Source organism: Bacillus sp. SA1-12 (assembly GCF_000981385.1).
GTDB lineage: Bacteria > Bacillota > Bacilli > Bacillales > Bacillaceae > Metabacillus.
The window spans coordinates 140600-164261 of record NZ_LATZ01000128.1 but is presented as its reverse complement, the minus strand read 5'-3'; the positions used below and the strand labels follow the sequence as shown (position 1 = coordinate 164261).

The 23662-nt window shown below is 40.3% G+C and carries 20 protein-coding genes; 6 read left to right on the top strand and 14 right to left on the bottom strand.

Annotated features, from left to right (window positions below):
- Positions 1-2: 2 nt before the first annotated feature.
- The 5 genes from WQ54_RS24940 to WQ54_RS24920 form a co-directional block, all read right to left on the bottom strand.
- A complete protein-coding gene (locus WQ54_RS24940) occupies positions 3-635 on the bottom strand; it encodes a response regulator transcription factor (RefSeq protein ID WP_046588396.1) in 633 nt (210 codons plus the stop codon).
- Complete coding sequence (locus WQ54_RS24935; RefSeq protein ID WP_046588395.1) at positions 628-1674, bottom strand: sensor histidine kinase; 1047 nt, start codon at positions 1672-1674, stop codon at positions 628-630. Before WQ54_RS24935 ends, WQ54_RS24940 begins: the two co-directional genes overlap by 8 nt.
- Positions 1671-2411: a cell wall-active antibiotics response protein LiaF gene (gene liaF, locus WQ54_RS24930; RefSeq protein ID WP_046588393.1), complete on the bottom strand. Its 741-nt coding sequence runs from the start codon at positions 2409-2411 to the stop codon at positions 1671-1673. The genes WQ54_RS24935 and liaF overlap by 4 nt, the downstream gene beginning before the upstream one ends.
- A 170-nt stretch (positions 2412-2581) precedes the next feature.
- The gene (locus tag WQ54_RS24925; protein WP_046588391.1) at positions 2582-3232 is read right to left on the bottom strand and encodes a PspA/IM30 family protein; all 651 of its coding nucleotides are present in this window, start codon (positions 3230-3232) and stop codon (positions 2582-2584) included.
- Positions 3233-3319: 87 nt separating this feature from the next.
- On the bottom strand, positions 3320-3670 hold the full coding sequence (locus WQ54_RS24920) for a hypothetical protein (protein WP_046588389.1): 351 nt from the start codon (positions 3668-3670) through the stop codon (positions 3320-3322).
- A 246-nt stretch (positions 3671-3916) separates the two neighbouring features.
- Between WQ54_RS24920 and WQ54_RS24915 the strand changes: the two genes are divergently transcribed.
- Positions 3917-5458 (top strand): FAD-dependent oxidoreductase, encoded by a 1542-nt coding sequence (locus WQ54_RS24915; protein WP_046588387.1) that lies wholly within the window; start codon positions 3917-3919, stop codon positions 5456-5458.
- Between the two features lie 228 nt (positions 5459-5686).
- On the opposite strand, the gene WQ54_RS24910 is transcribed toward WQ54_RS24915, so the two are convergent.
- Positions 5687-6805 (bottom strand): acyl-CoA desaturase, encoded by a 1119-nt coding sequence (locus WQ54_RS24910; RefSeq protein WP_046588385.1) that lies wholly within the window; start codon positions 6803-6805, stop codon positions 5687-5689.
- Positions 6806-7094: 289 nt separating this feature from the next.
- On the opposite strand from WQ54_RS24910, the gene WQ54_RS33955 reads away from it, so the two are divergent.
- A complete protein-coding gene (locus WQ54_RS33955; RefSeq protein ID WP_156178138.1) occupies positions 7095-7244 on the top strand; it encodes a hypothetical protein in 150 nt (49 codons plus the stop codon).
- A 154-nt stretch (positions 7245-7398) separates the two neighbouring features.
- Here the strand turns inward: WQ54_RS33955 and cobA are convergent, their stop codons facing one another.
- From cobA to nirB (WQ54_RS24885), 5 genes are all read right to left on the bottom strand, one after another.
- Positions 7399-8883 (bottom strand): uroporphyrinogen-III C-methyltransferase, encoded by a 1485-nt coding sequence (gene cobA / locus WQ54_RS24905; RefSeq protein WP_156178136.1) that lies wholly within the window; start codon positions 8881-8883, stop codon positions 7399-7401.
- Positions 8884-8983: 100 nt separating this feature from the next.
- A complete protein-coding gene (gene nirD, locus WQ54_RS24900; protein WP_046588382.1) occupies positions 8984-9307 on the bottom strand; it encodes a nitrite reductase small subunit NirD in 324 nt (107 codons plus the stop codon).
- Positions 9308-9358: 51 nt separating this feature from the next.
- Positions 9359-11770, bottom strand: a complete 2412-nt coding sequence (nirB, locus tag WQ54_RS24895) for a nitrite reductase large subunit NirB (protein WP_046588381.1) — start codon at positions 11768-11770, stop codon at positions 9359-9361.
- Between the two features lie 237 nt (positions 11771-12007).
- Positions 12008-14140 carry a molybdopterin oxidoreductase family protein gene (locus WQ54_RS24890; protein ID WP_046588379.1) on the bottom strand — a complete coding sequence of 711 codons (2133 nt, stop codon included), beginning with the start codon at positions 14138-14140 and terminating at the stop codon, positions 12008-12010.
- 46 nt (positions 14141-14186) lie between these two features.
- The gene (gene nirB / locus WQ54_RS24885) at positions 14187-16532 is read right to left on the bottom strand and encodes a nitrite reductase large subunit NirB (RefSeq protein ID WP_046588377.1); all 2346 of its coding nucleotides are present in this window, start codon (positions 16530-16532) and stop codon (positions 14187-14189) included.
- A 279-nt stretch (positions 16533-16811) separates the two neighbouring features.
- On the opposite strand from nirB (WQ54_RS24885), the gene WQ54_RS24880 reads away from it, so the two are divergent.
- From WQ54_RS24880 to WQ54_RS24870, 3 genes are all read left to right on the top strand, one after another.
- Positions 16812-18017: a NarK/NasA family nitrate transporter gene (locus WQ54_RS24880; protein WP_046588374.1), complete on the top strand. Its 1206-nt coding sequence runs from the start codon at positions 16812-16814 to the stop codon at positions 18015-18017.
- A 337-nt stretch (positions 18018-18354) separates the two neighbouring features.
- A complete protein-coding gene (locus tag WQ54_RS24875) occupies positions 18355-18732 on the top strand; it encodes a MarR family winged helix-turn-helix transcriptional regulator (RefSeq protein WP_046588702.1) in 378 nt (125 codons plus the stop codon).
- Positions 18733-18738: 6 nt separating this feature from the next.
- Complete coding sequence (locus WQ54_RS24870; RefSeq protein ID WP_046588373.1) at positions 18739-19938, top strand: MFS transporter; 1200 nt, start codon at positions 18739-18741, stop codon at positions 19936-19938.
- 94 nt (positions 19939-20032) lie between these two features.
- Here WQ54_RS24870 and WQ54_RS24865 read toward each other — a convergent pair whose 3' ends face one another.
- Both WQ54_RS24865 and WQ54_RS24860 read right to left on the bottom strand, forming a co-directional pair.
- The gene (locus WQ54_RS24865) at positions 20033-21016 is read right to left on the bottom strand and encodes an aldo/keto reductase (RefSeq protein ID WP_046588371.1); all 984 of its coding nucleotides are present in this window, start codon (positions 21014-21016) and stop codon (positions 20033-20035) included.
- 244 nt (positions 21017-21260) lie between these two features.
- Positions 21261-22070 carry a uroporphyrinogen-III synthase gene (locus WQ54_RS24860; protein WP_046588369.1) on the bottom strand — a complete coding sequence of 270 codons (810 nt, stop codon included), beginning with the start codon at positions 22068-22070 and terminating at the stop codon, positions 21261-21263.
- A 211-nt stretch (positions 22071-22281) separates the two neighbouring features.
- Between WQ54_RS24860 and WQ54_RS24855 the strand changes: the two genes are divergently transcribed.
- A complete protein-coding gene (locus tag WQ54_RS24855) occupies positions 22282-22656 on the top strand; it encodes a YmaF family protein (RefSeq protein WP_046588367.1) in 375 nt (124 codons plus the stop codon).
- A gap of 100 nt (positions 22657-22756) precedes the next feature.
- Here the strand turns inward: WQ54_RS24855 and purU are convergent, their stop codons facing one another.
- Positions 22757-23656, bottom strand: coding sequence for a formyltetrahydrofolate deformylase (purU, locus tag WQ54_RS24850; RefSeq protein ID WP_046588365.1), 900 nt, complete (start codon positions 23654-23656; stop codon positions 22757-22759).
- Between the last annotated feature and the right edge of the window lie 6 nt (positions 23657-23662).

Here is a 23662-nt window from a genome sequence, read left to right as displayed (position 1 = left end):
GATTATTTTACAAGTGAATGTTTGAATGCATAAATTACGGCTTGAGTTCGATCCTGAACTTCTAACTTACTTAAGATGTTGCTAACATGGGTTTTGGCTGTTTTCAACGCAATAAACAATTGATCGGCTATTTCTTGATTTGTTTTGCCCTCTGCCATCAGCATTAAAATTTCTATTTCCCTTGCAGTTAATGATTCATGAGGGTGTGTACTATCCTTTTGGCGCATTTTCATCATCATTTTGCCAGTAACCTCTGGCTCTAAAATGGATTGTCCATGATAGGTAGCACGTATCGCCCCTGCAATTTCGCTTGCCTTTGATGTTTTTAATAAATAACTTGTTGCGCCTGCCTCAAGTGCCGGGTATACTTTCTCATCATCTAGAAAGCTTGTGACAATAATTATTTTTGCATCTGGCCATACTTCAATGATTTGTCTAGTTGCTTCAATTCCGTCCATTTCCTTCATAACTAAATCCATTAATATAACATCAGGGCGAAGGTCCAGGCAAAGCTCTACACCTTTTTTGCCATTATCAGCTTCACCAATGACTTCAATGTCCGGCTGAGCTGATAAATAAGCAGAAACCCCAATACGTACCATTTCATGGTCATCTACAAAAACAACTTTAATCATGTTCATCATCCTTACTTAAAAGTACAGGAACCTTTACTTCTAGACGAGTTCCCTTATTCTTTAAGCTAACAATCTTCAACGTACCGCCAATTTCAACCGCCCGTTCGTGCATATTCTGCAAGCCGTAAGATCCTGTTTTTTCCTTATCAACTTCAAAGCCTACACCATCGTCAGAAACACGCATGATCACAAAGTCGTCGCGCTTAATTAACAAGACATCGAGACTTGTTGCTTTTGCATGGCGCAGGGTGTTTGATACAGATTCCTGGAGAATTCGAAATAAATGATCCTCCACCCCTTTATCAAGAGGAATCGGCTCAACCTTCCATTTAATGTTCATGACAACCTTTTGCATTAATTCTACCAAAAGCTCTTGGATTCCTTCTTGAAGAGATTTACCGTTTAAAGCTGCAGGTCGTAAATGCAAAAGCAGCGCTCTCATTTCAAGCTGTGACTGTTGGATCGTTTCTTCTATCAAATTAAGCTGTTTTGTCTCCCGGTCGTCGGATAATGGCCTTGACTCCGTTATCGCCGACATCATCATCGAAGCCGCAAATAACTGCTGACTAACCGAGTCATGGAGCTCACGTGCTAAGCGGTTTCTTTCCTGAGAGATCATCTCTTGGATTCTTTTTTCTTGATCCTCTGCTTTCTCATTTGCCAGCTTTTGCGATAGCTTTGTTTGCTCTAACATATGCTTTTGGATACTTTCTATTTTAACCCAGATCTCATGGATTTCAGGATAGGCGGCCTGCGGTTCATCTGGAACCGGACGCCCCTTTTCCACTTCTCTAACAGCGGATTCCACCACATGAAACTGTTTTTTCCAAAGGTATCCTGAAAAGCCTCCATAACAAACGCCTAATAAAATACTTAAACTAGGAACAATGTAGATAAAGGGTAAATCCATCACTGTCCGCATCCAAAGGGAATTCCAGCTTTCTAAAGGATAAGCAATAAAGAACAACACAGAAAGAAGAAGGAATAGGACCAGCGAAAAAATGCCTCCAATAAGAATTTGCCTCTGCATGATGGTCATACCCGCTTCACCTCAAGCTTCCCAGTAATCAATGAGGTGATTAGCTTCACTTTCTGTTCGGCTTTATCATATTCAGCTGTTTCATATACGATCGACTCATTAAGGGCTCTTTCCTCTTGATCCTGGAAGAACGCCACAGTTCCTGCCAAAATTGAATGGTTTACATGAACGCCAACCTCATACGGAACGAGAATTTGAACATTTCCAATCAGGCTTCTAATTGAAATGATCGCCTCACCATTCGGCAATACGGTATCACTTAAATCGATAACTGTATTCCCAACTCCAACCTGGATATTTACATCATCCCATTCATACACATGCTCCGGTGATTTTTGAGTACCGAAGAATTTATTATCAAAAATCTTTTGCCGCTTTATAAAAGGTTCAGTCTCTGTTTCACTATCAGATCCATCTTTTACAATGATCGGCTTAATTTGCTTAGGCTGCTTCTGTGATTGAAAAAATTGAACAAGGAAATACAAAAGGACAACACAGAGAAAATAACGAAAGGTTATCATATTTAAGACATTTACAATGAGCCATATCCAACCAATCCAAAAAAAGATCTTACCCATCACACGCGGCTTCCACTTCTTCCCTAAATAAATACAGCCAATCGATAAGACAAATACAATAATCAGCCCGCCATTAAAAAACAGGACCTCTAAAAGAAGAAGGAGAATTCCAATTAAGAGAATCCAGTTTACATAATCTGATTTGATATTTTTTATCATAAGATGTCTCCTCCTTCCCATAACATAAGCGTAAGCGGCTTGGTCAGCCTCGGGCAAATAAGACGCTTCATAATAGAAAGAAGCATTTTCTCTTCGATTATGAAACCTCTTATGATGGTAATGCCTAAATAAGGCGCAGAAACCTACGCCTTATTAGGATACCATATTTTTCATGATGAAACAGAAGCGGTTTGCTCATTTTCCATCTGCTTTTCAAGCTGGGCAATGCGGGCATCAATCGTATTGCGGTGATAAGCCGAATTCACTTGATGCTCTAATCGGTCGAGGTAACTTTCCATTTCTTCAAATCTGGAGAATGCCTTTGTTGAATAGCTATTGTTCTCAACCACTTTGTTCATGCGATGATGGGCACGGGCAATATTTTCTCTGCCCATCAGCTCCATACGCTTAAGATGCATATCCTTTAGCTTATGCTTCATTTCTGCATATTTTTGTTCAAGCTCTTCAAGCTGGCGATTTGTTTGCTCACTTGATTCCATTAAGCGTGCCTTTCGCTCCTCATAATATGTTTGTTCTTTAACGGCAAATTCATAAAGCTCTGTTTCCCCTGCTTTAGAAGCAATTTCAGCTTGATATTTACGTTTTTCAGCTAAATTCACAGCCTCCTTGTATTCACGGCGAAACTCTTCTTTTAATAAATATTGCCGTTCTACTAGATGACGAACTTTTTCCGTTTCATTCTCACATTGTCGCAAATAATGGTTAAGAACCGAAATTGGATTTTTTTGCTCCTTTTGATCCAAAGCCTCATGTAAATCTGCTGCAATTGTATCTTTTATTCTTTTAAATAGATTAGCCATTATATTCTCTCCTTTAAAATTAGTATGGGATCTCAATTGGCACAGCGCCAAATGCTTAAGTCAGATTTTTAGCCCACTGATTGTGAATTAGTAATTTCCTTTTAAGTCATTCCACTCTTTTTCAAAATTAGTGAATGGATCATCATCTTCGACTAGTTTTGTTTTCGCTGGTTTTTTCCAGTTTTTATAGATCACATATAAAACATACAAGGCAACAAATCCTAAGATAGCAGGCAGATTTGAAGCTGATGCAAATAAGGCAATAACGCCAATGATCGCCAACACAACTTTATTGAAAGTAGAAGTTGTTTTGATAAAGCCTTTGTATGCAAAATACATAATAAGCAGGCTAATCGCTAAGGCAACCATTGGAGCAAGGTTTGATAGCAAAACAATCACTGCCACCCCACCTAAAAGTAAGTACCCAAATTTCTTCATGTCTTTTTTCCTCCTTTCAACGATGAGTTCGTTTCTATGTCTCTATCTTAACTACTTTTAAAAATCCCTATAACGAGCGCTGGCTTTATTTTCATCTAAGGCTTGAGACGTAGCTGATCGTAAACAAATAATAAAAATCAGAATAATTTCCCTTTTGGACAAGGCCTTTTTAGCATTTATGTTTTTTTTTAGTGAATTTGGTGAAAATTATCTGTATAAAGTGATTGCATTAAGGAGGGTCTTGTTATGACCAATGAATTTCCTCAGGGAAAAATGCCGTTTGACGTTGAACCATTCTGGAGAGAGTCAGCAACGCTTCCTAGCTTTGCTCCTCTTAAAATTGATACTGAAGTTGATGTTGCCATTGTCGGGGGAGGAATAACGGGTATTACAACCGCCTATCTCTTAACAAAGCAAGGATTTAAAGTTGCCGTCATCGAAGCCAGTCAGGTGCTTAATGGCACAACCGGGCATACAACTGCTAAGATCACTGCCCAGCATGGATTGATCTATGATGAACTTATTCAGCATATGGGAGCAGAAAAAGCAAAGCAATATTATGAAGCGAACGCAGATGCGCTGCAATTTGTCCGCCAAACGATAGAAGAATTGAAAATCGACTGTGATTTAACAGAAGAGGATGCCTATATGTATGCAGTAAGTGATGAATATGAACGAAAAATCACGAAGGAATACCATGCTTATCAAAAACTCGGCATCCCAAGTGAATTTAAAAAGGACATCCCATTACCGATCGATATTAAGGGTGTTCTCATCATGAAAAATCAAGGGCAGTTTCACCCATTAAAATATTTAACAGCCCTTGTAAATGAAATTACAAAGGCTGGCGGGGAAATCTATGAGCAAACAACGGCGATTAATATTGATGAAACTACGCCAAAACCAATGATTATTTCCCGTGAAGGCCGTCGGGTTACTTGCAAGTATGCAATCTCCTGCTCACACTTTCCGTTTTTTGATGGGAAGGGATTTTATTTTACAAAGCTACATGCTGAACGCTCCTATGTATTAGGTGTATTGACTAAGCAGGATTTCCCTGGAGGCATGTACTATAGTGCAGATTCACCTGCCCGTTCCTTACGATATACGCCAATGGACGGGAAAAAGCTTGTTTTAATTAGCGGGGATGGCCATAAAACAGGGCAAGGGACTTCAACATATAAGCACTATAAGGCTCTCGAAGAATTCGGGGAAGCTGTATTGGGCATTGAAGAAATCAAATATCGCTGGTCTGCACAAGATCTTTATACGCTCGATAAAGTACCGTATGTCGGAGCTATCACCTCCAAAAAACCAAATATTTTCGTTGCAACAGGTTATCGGAAATGGGGGATGTCCAATTCTACGGCGGCTGCTAAATTACTTACTGACCTCGTGTTAGAAAGAGAAAATCCGTACAAAGAGTTATATGACCCTTCACGATTTTACGCCGACCCTAGCATCAAAAAATTCCTTATGCAGAATCTGGATGTAGCAGGTCATCTAATTGAGGGTAAAATTGATATAGCAGATAAACGGATTGAGGACATTGGAAATGACGAGGGGTCTGTCGTTGTTGTAAATGGAAAGCGTGCCGGCTGCTATAAAGACGCAGAAGGGAATCTCAACCTAGTTGACACTACATGTACCCATATGGGCTGTGAGGTGGAATGGAACAGCGGTGACCGTACTTGGGACTGTCCATGCCACGGCTCAAGATTTTCAGTACAAGGGGATGTTGTTGAAGGACCTGCAAAGAAACCGTTAAAAAAGGTTGATTTAGGATAAGTACTTTACTAAAAATTGACAACAAAAAGGGACAGTTCCTCCTATTTTTTGGGGACTGTCCCTTTTTGTACCCTTTTCAAGTAAAAGGTGTTTCTTATCTCAATCCATACAGATATGCGGGTATTTAAAATGCAGCTTGCACTTAATCGAATATAAGAATGGACGGTAGACTAAGTCAACAGCAAAAGGAGCTGCCCCCACCTTATTCAGGGACTGTCCCTTTGTTGTTTATTCGCCTTTCACAATTTTCCCAATCTTCACCTTAGGTTTATTGGCAATTTTCACAAAGGTCTTTTCTTTATCAAGCTTTCGAAATGTAATGTTCGAAATATCTAATCCATGGCCTAATGTTTCATAGACATGGTTTTTGCGCGGATCAATTAGTTGATTTCCCTCAAAGTAAATACGCGGTGTTTTCCAAAGTGCAACCAAGGCCTTGCCGAGGGACATTTCGTGATATCGCTCAGGCCACATACTTTTTATATGTTCCTTCACTAACGGGTAATACTTTGAACTCATCCCAGGAAAAAGGTGATGCTCAGTATGATACGAGAAATTGAAATGCAGGACATCCACCCATTTAGGAACGGTGACCGTTAAGCTATTGGCTAAAGGGTCATTTACTTCTGTAATGGGGTTTAATCGGTGGTTCGTTGAAATATAGCCCATGACAATTGCGTTGGCAATCAACAGCGGCAATAAGAAAGCAAAAAACCATTTATAAGGCCCCATGATAAATAATAATGAAAGCCAGAACACCCACGGTAAAATAAGCTGAAACCACACTGAAGGCTGATGCTTAGGATTAAACTCTTTTATATAGGCAGCAAACATTTTTATAGAATGCAAAGAAAACATGACCGTTAAGGAACAAAAACTAGCTAACGCTCTTAACCCATGCGGCAAACGATAAATCCAACGTAAAAATTTAGTTTTTGAAAGCTTCTCTAATGTTGGCCATGAGTCTGGATCATGCTCCTCATGTTGTGTATGAACATGATGTGTCAAATTATGCCATTTTCTCCAGAGCCTCGGGCCAGTGCTTAACGGAAAAAAGGCAATAGCCCCTAATAGATCACGGAGCCAAGATTTTCTAACGACTGTTCCGTGTAAGATTTCATGACCTAGAAATCCCAAAGCTGCAAAGCTTGAACCAAGAACAAAGGCAATCGCTAAATAAATGAACGGGTTTAAATGAAAGAAACCGATTGTTAAAAACCCTGTAATGACAATGAGTAAATAAGCCAATCCCCCCCACAGACGTTCTGGGACAGGTTTAAATGCTTTTTTCGGTAATTTTGGGGATATACGTGCAGCATACCATGCAAATGAATGAAGCTCTTTCATATCCTACTCCTTCCATAATCGATATTGTCTATCATCTAGTGTAAAAAATCGACTATATCAGGAATAGATAGCCATTACCTATCTATTAATGATTTTCCGATCTTTATGTAACTAATGCTAACAAGCGAAGGGACAAAAGACAATAACATATTATTACTAGGTGCTAATATTAGGTAATATAGTGACGGATGTGTGAATTTTTAACAATGAAAATAAGATCCTACTTCATCATGTTAATACCCAATCTGGACAAACTAAAACCAATATCAAATAAAAGGAGATGATCAGCATGAACAAGCCAAATCAAATTAAACAATCTGCGAATTCCTACAAAGGAAAAGTTTACCGAAGAAAATCCGAAGCACTTTCCGAATACAACATTAACCTCCCCGAGCAACCAATGCCTCAGCCAAAGGACTATGAGGATATCGAATATTAATTTAATTACCACTCACAATGACTTTTAATATGACCATAATTAAATGGGATTATGATCATTTTTTAAAAAATTCTCAAAAACAAAGGCTGAATCAATAAGATTTACCCTTTTGAAAAAGGGGTCTATTGATTCAGCCTTTTACCTTTATATTCCTTTAGATATTTGTTACGACTAAATTGGCACTTTCTTCGAAGACTTCTTCTGAAGATCGTTCGTTGCGGCAACTATAAATGCAAGGATTAAGACCATTATTTGCTGCTGCAAGCCATGCTGGTTTACTTAAACAAGTGATATCGATTGTTGGATCGATAGACTGATTCGAGATCCCGTAATGTGCTGCATGCTTCATAAACGTATGGACTGCATCGCTTGTCGAAAAAACGATTGATGTAATGGATGCATCCTCAATGGACCTGCGAATAATGGCTTCATACCTCTTGTCAATCGAGGTTCGATATACACCAGCATAATCATGTTCACCATATTTATCAAGCTTCCACCTTTGTTCACTTTTCTCGTTTGCTCCGATAATCAATAAACTTCCATCATGTTCCATTTCTTCTACATAGCTTGCGAACAAACCAAAGTTTTCCAGCAAGGGAAGAGATGTTGGCTGTTTATAATATAATTTTGCTTGTATTTGTCGAATATCGATTCTATATCTCTTCAAAAGGGTGAAAAAGTGAGAAACTGCCTCAGAAGTGGTAAACAGCATACGTTTATAAGTTGCCAGCTTTTTTCTAATTGTAATCTCCAAGGCTCCTTCATCTACTTTCCATTTAGGAAATTCAATGACATCGGCCCCTTTGTCTGTAAACTCATCTGCCATACTCTCTTCTTCGGCACTTCCGCGAACGCAGAGAATTTGCTGTCCAAATAACGGCTTTTTCTCAAACCATTTGCCTTTTTCCCTTGTTGCGACAATATCACCTACCAAGGTAATTGCCGGGTTTTCAATCTTTTCTTCTTTAACCATTTCTACTATAGTAGACAGCGTACCTACGACACTTTTCTGTCTGCTCCATGTTCCCCAGCGAATCACGATGACAGGGGTATCTGGCGCTTTTCCGTGAGAAATGAGATTGTCACAAATATGCTTTAAGTTGGATACTCCCATATAAAAGGCAATCGTTTGGACACCTCTTGCAAGTCCTTCCCAGTCAATATCAGGCTTGCCGTTCTTTGATTTATCGTGTGCCGTGACCATCGCAAACGATCCTGCGAATTCCCGATGTGTAACAGGAATACCTGCATAAAGAGGAGCTGCAATACCTGAAGTAATCCCAGGTACAATTTCATATGGTATTCGTTTATCCGCAAGAGCATCGGCTTCCTCACCAACTCTTCCAAAAACGCTTGGATCCCCGCCCTTCAGCCTTACAACTGTTTGGCCTGCCAATGCTTTTTCAATTAGAGTATGGTTGATTTCATCCTGCCTCATAAAGTGGCGATTAGGAAGCTTGCCGCAATAAATAAGTTCACAATTTGCTGGTGCATATTCAAGAAGTTTAGGGTTAACTAAGCGATCATACAGGATCACTTCCGCTTTTTTAATGGTCTTGATCCCTTTTAATGTAATCAGCTCACGGTCCCCTGGACCAGCACCAACTAAATATACCTTACCTTTTCCCATCATCATCTTCCTCCCTTAGCTTTTCATTTCCTTTTTAAAGTAAGGGAAGTGCGCTCTCTCTATATGCATAGCGAATCTATGCTAACCTTACTTTGATTTTTATCATTTAAAGTAAGAGAAAAACTTCTCCCTCTTCAATAATCGTTTCATAGGTTTTGACACAACCAAAGTCCGGCTCTTGAACCTTTCCATCCTCAAGGCAGATTTTCCAATCATGCATCGGACAAAATACATGCTCGCCGCTTACGATCCCTTCGCTTAACACTCCGCCTTTATGAGGACATTTATTTTCAATGGCTTTAACGGTGCCATTTGAAAGCTTAAAAACAGCAACTTCTTTGTCCTTCTCTAGTTGAACGGTTTTTCCGACACGCTCTGGCAGCTCCAAAAAGGGACCAACATACACCTTCATTTTTGTCATTTCCTTCATGTCCAACTTCCTCCCTCTTTACAAAATATTCTGTCTTTTTTGTTCAGCCAATTAAATGCCAACCGTTTCAAATAGTTCTTTAGTCGTTTTCTTATCTTCAATAATTTCTTTCCAAGGATCTCTATAAACAGATAATGTTTCATCCATGCGCGCATTTAACTCCTGGCGCTTGTTCTTGTCATCAAGCACTGATTTTACATGGTCTAAACCAACACGATCGACCCATGCGGATGTACGCTCTAAATAATTTGCCGTTTCCCGGTAATATTGGAGATAAGCACCTGTGATCTCCATTGCTTCATCATCTGTTTTTACTTTGTATAATAAGTCTCCTCCGCGAACGTGGGTGCCTCCATTACCGCCAATGTAGATTTCCCAGCCGCCATCGATTCCGATAAATCCAATATCTTTAAATCCGGACTCTGCACAGCTTCTCGGACAAGCCGATACAGCCATTTTTACTTTATGAGGAGTTTGCAAGCCCTCGAATTTCTTCTCTAGTCTGATACCCAAGCCCATTGAATCCTGAGTGCCGAAGCGGCAGAACGTTTCACCAACACATGTTTTGACTGTGCGCAGTGATTTTCCGTAAGCATACCCAGAATTCATATCTAGATCCTGCCATACCTTTGGAAGGTCATCCTTTTTCACGCCAAATAGGTCAATACGCTGTCCGCCCGTTACTTTTACTAAAGGAATCTCATATTTGTCGACAACATCTGCAATCCGGCGCAATTCGTCTGCATTTGTCACACCTCCGTACATTCTTGGTACAACTGAGTATGTTCCATCTTTCTGGATATTTGCGTGCATGCGCTCATTGACAAAACGTGATTCTCTTTCATCCTGATATTTCGTTGGGTTCACCATGCCTAAATAATAGTTTAGAGCTGGGCGGCATTTTGAGCAGCCTTCTGCTGTTCCCCAATCCAGAACATTCATGACTTCTCTAACATGTGTTAAGCCTTTCGCTCTGATTTCTTCAACTATTTCATCTCTTGAAAGTGTTGTACAACCGCAAATTGCTTCTTTCTGAGAGGAAGCATCGAATTCAGATCCAAGTGTCAATTGAAGAACATCAGCAACTAATGGTTTACAGCCTCCGCATGAACGAGAAGCACTTGTGCAAGCTTTGATTGCATCAACTGATGTACAGCCCTTCTCTTGAATGGCTTGAACAATTGCACCTTTTGAAACTCCATTACAGCCGCAGATAATTTCATCCGCACTCATCGATGCAACAAGGCTCTCCCCTGTTTCACCGCCTATTGGCTGAAGAATGCTGATTTTTTCTGTATCTGAAATATCTGCTTCCTTTTTAATCATGGAGAAAAGACGATTTCCTTCTTTGCTGTCACCGAATAAAACAGCGCCAACGATTTTATTTCCTCTTAAGACAATCTTTTTATAAATTCCATCCTGCTCATCAAAGATTTTCAGAGATTTTTTATCATCGCCTTCCATAAAATCACCGGCTGAGAATACTTCAACGCCTGAAACCTTTAATTGCGTAGATAAAACAGATCCCTTATATGGCTCTGTTTCTTTGCCGCAGATGTGGCCAGCTAATGCCTTTGCTTGCTCATATAATGGAGCAACAAGGCCATATGGAATTCCATTATGTTCTGCACATTCACCAACAGAATAGACATGCGGCAGATCTGTTTGCAAATAGTCATTAACGATGATCCCTCTGTTTACTGCGATACCGCTTTGCTTTGCTAATTCGATATTCGGCTTAATTCCAACAGCCATCACGACTAAGTCAGCCTCAAGCTGTGTGTCATCCTTAAACTTCAAACCCTCAACTCGATCTGTTCCATAAATCTCTACTGTTGCTTTTTCTAATAAAAAGTTCATCCCTTGATTTTCAAGCTCTTTTTGCAAAAGTCTTCCTGCTGTTTCATCAAGCTGGCGTTCCATTAATGTTGGGGCAAGATGAACAACATTAACTTCCATCCCTAAATTCAATAGACCGCGGGCTGCTTCTAATCCAAGCAAACCTCCGCCAATAACAGCCGCCTTTTTATATTTTTTAGACGCTTCAAGCATAATGTCGGTATCCTTTATATCACGGAATGCTGTAACACCTTGCTTATCAGCACCCGGAATAGGAAGGATAAATGGCACAGATCCCGTTGCGATGATCAATTCATCATATGGTAAAATTCGGCCTTTATCGGATTCAACCACCATCTTATCAGGATTGATTTTTGTGACGGTTTCTCCTGTATAAAGCGTTATATTGTTTTCTTCATACCAATCCCAGTCATTTAACGTAATATCCTTTACCTCGGTGTCACCCTGCAGCACCTTTGATAATAGGATTCGATTATAGTTTGGATGCGGCTCACTCCCAAAGATTGTAATTTCAAATAAGTCGTTTGAAATCTTTAGGATTTCTTCGATTGCTCTTACGCCGGCCATTCCGTTTCCTATTAAAACAAGCTTCTTTTTTTCCACCTGATTTTCCTCCCCTTGGAAAGTTTCTTATACTATATCACGGTAAAAATAATTATTTTACATACATGTTAGGTTTTCTGACATGGTTTTATTTTCTAACATACCAGCTCTTTGCAAATACCCCTGTTGATTTCAGCTTTAAGCATTCAATTTAGAGCATATCTCCCATATAGAAACCAACAAAAAAGAGGCACGATCCGCACCTCGAAAATGAACCATCTATTCATATTTGATCTGTTAAACAGACGCTATCTTTACAGCACTTACCTTAAATCCAGGCATTCGGCAATAAGGATCAAGTTCCTCGCCAACTAGTAAGTTTACATTTTGGCTATCTGCCCAATGGAACGGTACAAAAACAGTATCTTGTCTAATTTTTTCAGACCATCTGCTTCTGACTACAATACTTCCCCGTTTTGAAGAAACCATCACCAGACGATTATTCTCAATGCTATATTTCCTGGCAGTCTCCGGATGAATCTCAAGATAGGACTCAAAGTTCCTTGCAGCTAATGCCGCACTCTTTCTCGTTTGCACTCCTGTTAAATAATGTGACATCACCCTTCCTGTTGTTAAATAGAGCGGGTACTCGTCACTTGGTTTTTCCTTTGGTACCTCTGGAGTATTTGGGACAGCAATCATTTTTGCTTTCCCATCAGCGTGGGCGAATGACTCTTCAAATAATCGCTCAGTTCCTTTATGCTCCAAATCTGGGCACGGCCAAAGGATTCCCTGTTCTTTTCTAATGCGCTCATAGGTGATGCCATAATAATCAGCGATTCCGCCCCGGCTTGCTATTCTTAACTCATTGAAAATGTCCTCAGCATTTGAATAGGAAAAATACTTCTCCTTTCCAAGTGCTTTTGCGATTTCACAAAGGATTTGCCAATCATGCTTAGCCTCGCCAGGACAAGGACGGCTCGCTTCCCTTAGGGTGACTCTGCCTTCAAGATTTGTCATCGTTCCTTCGTCCTCAAGATAAGAGGATGCTGGCAAAATGAGATCTGCTAACTTGGCTGTTTCTGAAACAAACAAATCGATTGCGACTAAGAACTTGAGCTTTTTTAACGCCGCTTTTACAAAGTTAGCATTCGGATTGGAAACAACCGGATTGGAACACATGAGCAGCATTCCCGTTATTTCGCCTTCTTCAATTTTTTTAAACATCTCAAATGCAGATACACCTTTCCCAGGCAGTTCATCCTTATCCACACCCCAAACCTTCGCAATATAGGCGCGATGCTCTTCATTCTCAATTAATCTGTAGCCTGGCAGCTGGTCAGCTTTCTGCCCATGCTCACGGGCACCTTGGCCATTTCCTTGCCCTGTTATAGCACCATAGCCAGAGTAAGGTTTACCGATTTTGCCTGTAGAGATAAGAATATTCAGTAAATTCCTTACAGCAGTAGTACCGTCTATTTGCTGCTCTACGCCTCTGGCTGTAAAGATCATCCCGGATTCTTCACCGGCAAATTTCATGGCAGCCAGCCTTATATGCTCAACTGAAACACCTGTCATCTCTGAAATTTCCTCTAATGATAAAGACATAACATACCCTTTTACGTCTTCAAACCCTGTAGCTCTTCCTTTAATAAACGCTTCGTCATGAAGCTTTTCTTCAAAAATCACCTTTAGCATTCCATTCGCCAAGGCTGCATCCATTCCCGGTTTAACTTTTAAATGCAAATCTGCAATCTCAGTTGTCCCTGTTTCACGAGGATCTATGGCAATAATATAAGCTCCGTTTTCCTTCGCCTTCTCAAAATACGGCATAATCGTCGGCTGACATTCTGCTATATTTGTGCCAGCTAAGATGATCACTCTTGTGTGCGGCACCTCTGATAGCGCATTGGTTAATCCTCGGTCTAAGCCAAAGGTTTGATTTGCTGCTGTTGCCGCAGCGGACATGCATAAGCGGCCATTGTAATCGATATAACGTGTTTTCAGCGCTACTCTAGCAAACTTGCCTAGTAAATATGCTTCCTCATTAGTAATAGAGGCACTTCCGTATACAGATAAGGCATTTAAACCATCCTCAGCTTGAATGCTAGTAAACTGTTCTTTTATATGTCCGATGGCTTGTTCCCAGGAAATCGGAACAAACTCACCATTCACCTTTAATAAAGGATGTAAAATCCGATCCTGATGGAAGGGATGCTGATGAGCATTTAAGCCTTTTATGCATAACCTACCTTCTGATGTTGGATTGTCTTTGCCCACTGTCGTGTACTTTTTCCTTGTCACAACAGACTGCTCAATTAATTGCATTTTGCATTGCATACTGCAAAACGGACATTGCGTATCATACACCTTTTCTGATTGAACCTCTTGCTGCTTTGTCCGGAAATATTTCAATAATAACTCGGTCAAGACAATTCCCCCTTTACTCTCGCAATCTACATTATTTCATCATTCTTTACACGGACTTCTGTGCATATGGGAGCACTTCCGCTTCCATCCTGCTAATGAGTTGATCCCGCAAAGCCGCCTCAAATAAAACTTCTCTTATATGGATGAGACTGACTCTCTCAATCCATTCACTAATTTGTTCAAGATAATTTGCCGTTTCCCGGTAATATTGAACAAAACCGCAAATCAATGTTTTTGCTTCATCACGACCACCAGCCACCGTAAATAATTCTCCTTTTTTCAAGGCAGGACTTTGACTTCCGCCTACGTAAATTTCCCAGCCCCGCTTATCTCCAATGATGCTGATATCCTTTGTGATCATCTCTGCTTCTCTATGCTTACAAGCTGATACACCTAATACAACGCGATGAGGTGTCAGCAAGAATTCCATGTCCTTTTCCAGCTCAACCGCTAGTTGCAAGGCTTGCTCCTTATGGCAATGGCAAACAGGTTCACCAAAAAGCGTGTTTACATGCTGGATGGTATTGCCGTGTGTGGGAGTCATTCGCACATTTAATTCTGAACATACCGCTTGAACAAATTCCTTTTTAATTCCCTTTAATTGGATCTTTTGTTCAGGGGTAATCCCCACATCAGTTAGTTGGTATTTTTTCATAATAGTAGAAATCCTGCTAAGCTCCGCGGCATTTAAAAGCGCTCCATACATTTGCGGAATGACTGAGTACGTACCATCCTTTTGCAGCTGTGCCCCTGCACTTCCATTAATATAGAAAGGTTGATTTAATCCTTCATTATCCGGATAAATCATCGCTAAATAATAATTGATGGCAGGAACACAGCTTGAGCAGCCATCTTTCGTTTTCCAATTTAGCTCTAAAAATACTTCCTTGAGTGAAGTTAGGTTTCGCTGCTGAATCTGTACAACTACCTCGTCCTCTGTAAGTGCCGTACAGCTGCATAAAGACTTTTGCTCAATTACCTCATCACATTCATCACTGTGAATGTAAGCAAGCAGATTTGATACCAGCGGCTTACATCCTCCGCAGGATCCTGAGGCTTTTGTACATTGTTTCACTTGTTCAACCGTTGTTAAGCCTTTCTGCTGAACAGCCTCGATAATTGCTCCTTTTGAAACTCCATTGCAATTACAAACAATCTCACTTACCTTCATTGCCTTTACGTGCGAAGTGTTCTTACCAGACGAAAGAAGAAGATTGCGTTTTTCTTCGTCATTGACATGCCTTCTTTTTACGATCATATCAAGCAATTTGGATTGATCTGCTGTCTCTCCAAATAACACCGCGCCGACAATGATATCTCCGCGAAAAACCATTTTTTTATAAACTTCTTCCATTTCATTGAGCATCGTCAGTGATTTCGTTGCTTCATCTTCACCAAACTCTCCTACTGAAAATAGATCGATACCCGGCACCTTTAAGCTTGTGGATAGAACAGAACCTTTATATCCTTCTGCCTCCAGATTACATATATGCTTTGCAAGCACTTGGCCTTGCTCATACAATGGTTTAACTAAGCCATAGACTACTCCTTTATGCTCTGCACATTCTCCGACAGCATAAATATTCGGATAATTTGTCTGCATAAAATCATTGACAATAATCCCTCGATTTGTCTGTATTTCGCTGTTTTTTGCAAGCGAAACATTTGGAATGACACCAACTGCCATGACAACAAAATCAGCCTCTATATAAGTCCCATCCGTAAAATGGAGTTGTTCCACTTTGTTCTCACCAGCGATTTCTTTCGTCACCTTCCCTAGGAGGAACCCAATTCCTTGCTGTTCTAATTTCCTTTGCAGCATTCTCGATGATGTTTCATCAAGCTGACGCTGCATCAAATATTCAGTATTGTGGATGACTTTGACATCGACCCCTAAATTCAACAGGCCCCTTGCTGCTTCCAGTCCCAGCACTCCGCCGCCAATTACAACGGCTTTTTTATGGCGCTTTGAGGTGTTAATAATGGTTTCGCAATCCTCTATCGTTCGAAAGTTGATGACCCCTTCCTTTTCAGCTCCAGGGATTGGCAGCACAAATGGCAGTGAACCTGTCGCAATAATCAGCAAGTCAAAAGATACAATTCTGTCTTGATCTGTTAGGATCACATTGTTATCAGGATCAATTTTTATTGCTGTTTCACCAGAATAGAGCGTGATGTTGTTTTGCTTATACCAATCCTGCCCATTAATCGTAATATCCTCTATTGATGCCTCACCTTGCAAAACCGATGATAGTAATATCCGGTTATAGTTCAGGTGCGGCTCACTCCCTATGATTGAAATGTCAAATGCTTCTGCATTATGCTTTATGATCTCTTCGACACAGCGGACTCCCGCCATACCATTCCCGATTACTACCAGTTTTTGCTTCATTTAAAACCCTCCAGCATCAATGGTCTGACCTTATCCAATGGTTTCATTATTTCATATTCTTTCTACTATTAACTTATTTTTGTCACATTTCCTAACATAAAATCTTACGAATCAAATTTGCTCACTGAATCGAATTCCCCTCATGTCATCTTAATTAATTTTCCATGTTATATTTCCTGACAGGTAACTTTTCGTTTAAAAAACCACCACTTATAATGTGGCTATGTTGAAAAATCTGAAAATTACCACAAATTTTGTCGTATTGAAAGGAGTATTTGTATGAAACTATCCGATTTAAAATCAAGCGGACACCCTAAGACACTTTTTTCTTCCTTTTTGTATTTCGATGTGAGCTTTATGATTTGGGTTATTCTCGGCGCTCTTGGTGCCTTTATCACACAGGATTTTGGTTTATCGCCTTCACAAAAAGGATTGGTGGTTGCGGTGCCAATCCTTGCAGGTTCTTTCTTTAGAATTGTAATGGGAATTTTAACAGACCGAATGGGGCCCAAGAAAACAGCCATTCTAGGTATGATCATTACGACTATCCCGCTGCTATGGGGATTATTGGCAGGTAATACGATGCCTGAGCTCTTTATGATCGGTATTTTATTAGGGGTTGCCGGGGCAAGCTTTGCTGTCGCTTTGCCAATGGCAAGCAGATGGTATCCTCCTCATCTCCAAGGTTTAGCCATGGGGATTGCCGGAGCAGGAAACAGCGGTACATTGCTTGCTACATTATTCGGTCCCCGTTTAGCAGAAAATTTTGGCTGGCATGTCACAATGGGAATTGCTCTTATTCCTTTACTTATTGCATTTGTGGTTTTTATCCTGCTTGCTAAAGATGCGCCAACACAGCCGGAACCGCAGCCGCTGGCCAATTATTTTAAAGTATTCGCTTATCGCGATACATGGTTTTTCTGCTTGTTGTATAGTGTTACATTTGGCGGGTTTGTTGGATTATCAAGCTTTTTAAGCATGTTTTTTGTAGATGAATATAATTTAACCAATGTCCAAGCAGGGGACTTCGTAACACTTTGCGTAGCTGCAGGCAGCTTTTTCAGACCTGTAGGCGGATTTATATCCGATCGAATCGGAGGTGTAAAGGTTTTATCAGTCTTATTTATCGGTGCAGCCCTTTGTATGATTGGTGTTAGTCAATTACCTCCATTATTCGCGATTACAGCCCTTCTATTTGTAGGCATGATGTGCCTGGGCATGGGAAATGGCGCTGTTTTCCAATTGGTTCCGCAGCGCTTCCAAAAAGAAATCGGCATGGTTACTGGAATTGTTGGTGCTGCCGGCGGGATCGGCGGTTTCTTTTTACCAAATATTTTAGGGACTTTAAAGGAGGTGACTGGTTCTTACGCTTCCGGATTTATCACCTTTGCTGCGATCGCATTAATTGCCTTTGGAATTTTGCTATTAGCAAGCTATTCTTGGAAAAAATCATGGAATTTAAAGAGCGACGCTGTAAAAATTTAAATGTGTATGAGACGCTTCCAGCCCTTGGCCGAACTAGGTCAAGGGTTTTTTATGGCTGTTTTCGTTTGTTACTTTGATAGAAGTAAGCTTTTAGAACACAGGTTTACTTTACAAATTCTTATTTTCTGTTATCATAAATAAGCACGATATTTACCTAGGTAAATAAATTAAGACCTCATCCATTTGGGAAGTTTACTCCACTTATGTTTCTTTGTTTTCCTGAACCTTGAAACACGGGATTTGGTCCTTACTGCCCGTTAAGAATAAGATTATTGAGGTGAGCAAATTGGAAAATACAAACAAACTATTTCATCTTCTTTATCAAAAGACCCGCTTAATGTCTAAAGAACTGAATGAGCATTTACAAAAACATGACTTGTACAGTTCTCAGTGGACGATCCTCTATTGCTTAAAAAACAATGGACCAATGACCCAAAGTGATATATGGCGTTACTTGCTTGTTGAAGCACCAACAATTACAAGAACACTTGTTAAGCTTGAAGAAAGCGGCTGGGTAAAGCGGTCCCAAGGCAGTGATAAACGGGAACGGCTTGTTTCATTGACTGAAAAGGCCATAAACACCCTGCCAATTATTGAAAATGAGGTCAAAACCTTTGAGCAAAAGATGGTTAAGCATTTATCAGAGGAAGAACAAGATTATTTTTTCCACCTACTTAACAAACTAGGTGTACAAACAAATGAAGAGGGGGAATGAGTCCAAATGACCGAAGAAAGGAAACAACCGATTTGGACGAAAAGCTTTATTAGCATTTCTTTAAGCAACTTTTTTATTTTTATGGCCTTTTACGGGTTACTAACATCTCTGCCTATTTATGTAGTTGACGAGCTTCATCGTTCTGAGGTTGATGCAGGGCTGATTGTAACCATTTTCCTTTTATCTGCCATCATCGTGCGTCCATTTTCAGGGAAACTTCTCGATGATTTTGGCAAAAAGAGAATGTTAATGATAAGCCTAATTCTCTTTACACTATGCTCGTTTTTATACTTATGGATTGATCAATACGCTCTATTACTGGCATTGCGATTTTTCCAAGGGATTTGGTTTAGCATCGCGACAACAGCAACAGGGTCGATTGCCGCAGACCTTGTACCAATCAAAAGACGCGGTGAAGGGCTTGGCTATTTTGTGATGTCTACGAATCTTGCTGTTGTTTTTGGACCAATGATTGCTCTTACGTTAATACAAACCACCTCCTTTATTGTCCTCTTTCTTGTATTAGCTATATTAATTACAGCTGGTGTCTTATTTACGGCTTCAAGCAAGATTGATGAAAATCCTGTTAAAACAGCTAAGAAACGACTGCAAGTTTCAGATTTAATAGATCAAAAGGCATTTCCCATTGCTTTTGTCGGAAGCTTAGTGGCAATTGCTTATTCAAGTGTTCTATCGTATTTATCTATTTATGCACAAGAGCTTGATTTATTAGATGCTGCAAGCTTTTTCTTCGTTGTCTTTGCCGTTGTGATGCTTGTGGCCCGTCCATTTAGCGGCCGCTTATTTGATTTAAAAGGACCTCATATCATTATCTATCCAGCATTGGTTTTATTTATGGTCGGGTTGCTTTTATTAAGTATCACAGAGACATCCTTTATGCTTCTTTTATCGGGAGCCTTTATCGGGCTTGGTTATGGAACGGTGGTCCCTTCTCTGCAAACACTTGCCGTTCAAGCCGCTGATCGCAGCAGAAGCGGTCATGCTACAGCAACATTTTTCACTCTTTTTGATACAGGAATTGCCGCAGGCTCTTATATTCTAGGGATGATTGCTACCCAGCTTGGATACGGTCATTTATACTTTTATACCGCGATCTTTATGCTTGTCGTCATTGTCGTTTATAAATTGGTGTTACATCGAAAAAAAGAAGCACCTGCTTTACGTATGAAGCAGACGAATGGATAAACAGTTTATTTGAAAGGCGGTATGGCACATTGCCGCCTTTAGATATAAAAAGAGGACTGTCTCATGTTTTTGAGTCAGTCCTCTTTCATTTTCTTTAATAGGCACCACGTATATTTGCATGGATTTCCTGATGGTAAAAGTCGGTTAACATTTTCAATTCTGCTTCACTGAATGCAGGAACATTTGTCGCTTGCAGATTGTCTTCCACCTGTTTCACTGTTTTAAATCCTGGAATGACTGTGGTGATTTCCTCATGATCAAGAATCCAGCGCAGGGCTGCTCTTGTCATGCTTCCCCGGCCCTCAGCGATCCAGTTTAGCTGTTCACTTAACTCAACACCCTTTGAAAATTCAACTCCGGCAAAAGTTTCGCCAACATTAAACTGCTCGCCATTTTTATTAAAGCTGCGGTGGTCATCCGCCTCAAATGTTGCCTGTTTCGTAAATTTACCTGTTAAAAGTCCGCTTGCCAGTGGGACACGCGCTAAAAGGCCGACACCCTTTTCCTTTGCTTGCGGCAGTAATTCAGAAACTGGCTTTTGGCGGAAAATATTAAAGATAATCTGTAATGCCTTCACATTTGCTTGCTCCAGACAATATAGACCTTCCTCCACCGTTTCTACACTCACACCATAGTGGCGGATTTTTCCTTGCAGCTGAAGTTTGTCAAGCACCTCAAATACTTGTCCACTTTTAAGAATTTCCATTGGCGGACAATGAATTTGATAAAGGTCTATTGTTTCACGCTGCAGCCTCTTTAAGCTAGCCTCACAATAGGCTGTCACTGTTTTTTCTGAATACGTCTCAGGATCATGAATATCTCCCGCCCGGCAAAACTTCGTTGCAATATGAATCTTATCCTCTTTTCCTTTGGTTGCCCTTGCCAGCAATTCTTCACTATGACCGTTGCCGTATACATCAGCTGTATCAAAGAAATTAACGCCTTCATCCATCGCACGGTCTAATCCTTTTAGCGCTTCCTGATCATCCGATTTCCCCCATGACCCGCCAATCGCCCATGTTCCAAAGCTTAGCTCACTTATCTTAAGTTCTGTATCTCCTAACTGACGATATTTCATGCTCTCCATCACCCTTTATGCAGTTTAAGTATAATTGTGTTAAACAAGATTTATTATAGTAGATTTAAAGCGTTAACAAAAGTGATCGGACTTACTAAAGTTCCTTTATCCGTAGTTCGATACATTCCTTATAACGATGAAAAAGAGTGGACAATGCACTCTTTTCCTCATAGGTCTAAATTAGTCAGAATAAAAACTTCAGGAATAGAGGTTGATTTCCCTCTATTCCTCAACAATTAACTTCTTAGCGTTTGTTTTGGTAGTAGTGAACAAGTGCAATAATCGCACTGCCCATCCGCTCTTCTTCTGGGACTACAATTCTTGTGATTCCAACTTCGCGTAATGCCTGAGCTGTTACCTTGCCAACTGCTACAGCCACAACATTTGTTGAAAATGCAGTTAGCAGTTTATCTTCTAACCCCTTTTCTTTAGCGTATGCCATTAAAAAGCGCGCTTGCGGCGTACTTGTGAAATTTACAGCATCTACCTCACCATTTAAAATTTCCCCAACAAGCTGCTCCATCACCTCTTGTTTTGGCGGAATATGCTTATAAGGCAAAATTTCACGATAATCTGCACCTTGTGCCTCAAGCCAGTCAATTAATACGGGTGCTGGATCACCATGAAGCTGAAGGGCAACTCGACACCCAGTTAGACGATGTGCATTTAGCTCTCTAACCAGCCCGGCTGTACTTCCATCATCATCCCTTACGGCAGGTTGAATCCCGAGCTTCTTTAACACATTCACAGTTTTATAGCCTCTTGCCGCTACCTTTGCACTCTTTAAGGATGCAATGAATGCATCATCTAAGCCCATCTTCACTGCGGTCTGGTATAGCTTGTCTGTTCCAATACCTGTCGTGAAAATAAGCCAATCAAAGTTTCCATCTACTAAAGCCTGAATCTCTTTTTCTACATTCGAATCATCCAAAAAAACGGTCCCCTGTGCCGGACGCACTAAAGCAACTCCGCCTAAATTTTCAACTAGCTTACTTAATTCCTCTGACTTTCTTTGTCCAGCAAGTGCAATCGTTTTTCCACTTAATCGCTTCACGACAGTCCCTCCCGATATGTAATAAAGTTGCTACTATTTTATCATTATTTTTGAAGAATGGTTATGGTTGAATTCTCATTTTTAAGAAGGGATATAAGGTATTATAGGGAGCCGCCCTCCTTTTTGCTGGTTGAACATTTAGGTACAAAGATTGAAATATTTTTTGTTTTACCTCATAAAGTAATAAAAAAGGCAAAAAGGAGTGTTCCTAATGAAAATTCCTGTGTCTGGATTTATGTATCATTCAGATGATTCTGATCCTATGCATTCCCATCAACTTTATATCACTTCATGGGATGGAAGGCCCACCCATATCCACGAGTTTAAAGGTGTTACTTCTTTCGATGTAGGACATAATCACAGATATGCTGGAATGACTGAACCGGCTCCAACTGGAGTACAACATACCCACAGATACTTTACTTTTACTTCTATCGATGATCAACATAGACACCAGATTCGTGGTGTTACAGGTCCAGCTATCCCCCTTTCTGGAGGCGGTCATTATCATGAGTTTAGTGGTTTTACCACTGTAGATGGTATGAATCCCCATAGACACAGATACAGCGGAAGAACAAGTCGATAATTGCTTTTTTCACTCACCTTGCTAGGTGAGTTTTTGTATGATCAGTATCCTCAACTTGTTGCTAATATAAAGGAAAAATCCCCTCAAAAGGGGATTCACCTTAAAAGACAATCGTTTTATTTTGATGAACAATAATCCGGTCTTCTAAATGCCATTTCACAGCTCTAGCCAAGACGCTGCGTTCAATCGAACGGCCAATTTTTTTCAGGCTGTCAACATCATCACGATGATCAACACGGCCAATATCCTGTTCAATAATCGGACCTTCGTCAAGATCGTTTGTGACATAGTGCGAAGTTGCACCAATTAGTTTTACACCGCGGCCATATGCTCGTTCATATGGTCTTGCTCCGATAAAGGCAGGTAAAAAGGAATGATGGATATTGATGATTTTATTTGGATTTGCCGCAACAAATTTTGGAGTTAGGATTTGCATATAGCGCGCCAGAATAATTAAATCAATATTATGATCTTTAAGAAGCTGCAGCTGTTTTTCTTCAACCTGTTCACGGATATCCTTATTTGCCGGAATATAATAGAACGGGATATTCAACCCTTCCACAACATCCCTCGCTTCTTCATGGTTGCTGATGACCATGGCGATATCTGTCATTAAATCTCCGCTTTGCCATTCCCATAAAAGCTCAAGTAAGCAGTGCAGTTCCTTGGATACAAAGATCGCTGTTTTTTTTACATTGTACACATGTGTGAAGCTCCAATCCATAGAAAAACCTTCAGCGATTTGAGTGAATTGCTCCTCCATATCTTTTGCCTTTTCTTTTAAGCCCGGACATTCAAATTCGATGCGAATGAAAAATGTCCCACCCTCTGGATTTGTCGAATACTGGCTAGACTCTAAGATATTTGCATTATGTGAAAACAAAAACTTTGAGATGGCAGAGACAATACCTGGCTGATCGGGACAGCTAACTAAAAGGCGGCCGCGATTTTTTTTTCGTTCTTGAAATAGTTCAAGTTGATTTTTTATAGTTGAATTCATTGTTAA

What these genes read in the sequence shown, in the direction of transcription:
- WQ54_RS24940 (WP_046588396.1), bottom strand. Translation starts at nt 635, where the DNA reads ATGATTAAAGTTGTTTTTGTAGATGACCATGAAATGGTACGTATTGGG.
- WQ54_RS24935 (WP_046588395.1), bottom strand. Translation starts at nt 1,674, where the DNA reads ATGACCATCATGCAGAGGCAAATTCTTATTGGAGGCATTTTTTCGCTG.
- liaF (WP_046588393.1), bottom strand. Translation starts at nt 2,411, where the DNA reads ATGATAAAAAATATCAAATCAGATTATGTAAACTGGATTCTCTTAATT.
- WQ54_RS24925 (WP_046588391.1), bottom strand. Translation starts at nt 3,232, where the DNA reads ATGGCTAATCTATTTAAAAGAATAAAAGATACAATTGCAGCAGATTTA.
- WQ54_RS24920 (WP_046588389.1), bottom strand. Translation starts at nt 3,670, where the DNA reads ATGAAGAAATTTGGGTACTTACTTTTAGGTGGGGTGGCAGTGATTGTT.
- WQ54_RS24915 (WP_046588387.1), top strand. Translation starts at nt 3,917, where the DNA reads ATGACCAATGAATTTCCTCAGGGAAAAATGCCGTTTGACGTTGAACCA.
- WQ54_RS24910 (WP_046588385.1), bottom strand. Translation starts at nt 6,805, where the DNA reads ATGAAAGAGCTTCATTCATTTGCATGGTATGCTGCACGTATATCCCCA.
- WQ54_RS33955 (WP_156178138.1), top strand. Translation starts at nt 7,095, where the DNA reads ATGAACAAGCCAAATCAAATTAAACAATCTGCGAATTCCTACAAAGGA.
- cobA (WP_156178136.1), bottom strand. Translation starts at nt 8,883, where the DNA reads ATGATGATGGGAAAAGGTAAGGTATATTTAGTTGGTGCTGGTCCAGGG.
- nirD (WP_046588382.1), bottom strand. Translation starts at nt 9,307, where the DNA reads ATGAAGGAAATGACAAAAATGAAGGTGTATGTTGGTCCCTTTTTGGAG.
- nirB (WP_046588377.1), bottom strand. Translation starts at nt 16,532, where the DNA reads ATGAAGCAAAAACTGGTAGTAATCGGGAATGGTATGGCGGGAGTCCGC.
- WQ54_RS24880 (WP_046588374.1), top strand. Translation starts at nt 16,812, where the DNA reads ATGAAACTATCCGATTTAAAATCAAGCGGACACCCTAAGACACTTTTT.
- WQ54_RS24875 (WP_046588702.1), top strand. Translation starts at nt 18,355, where the DNA reads ATGTCTAAAGAACTGAATGAGCATTTACAAAAACATGACTTGTACAGT.
- WQ54_RS24870 (WP_046588373.1), top strand. Translation starts at nt 18,739, where the DNA reads ATGACCGAAGAAAGGAAACAACCGATTTGGACGAAAAGCTTTATTAGC.
- WQ54_RS24865 (WP_046588371.1), bottom strand. Translation starts at nt 21,016, where the DNA reads ATGAAATATCGTCAGTTAGGAGATACAGAACTTAAGATAAGTGAGCTA.
- WQ54_RS24855 (WP_046588367.1), top strand. Translation starts at nt 22,282, where the DNA reads ATGAAAATTCCTGTGTCTGGATTTATGTATCATTCAGATGATTCTGAT.
- purU (WP_046588365.1), bottom strand. Translation starts at nt 23,656, where the DNA reads ATGAATTCAACTATAAAAAATCAACTTGAACTATTTCAAGAACGAAAA.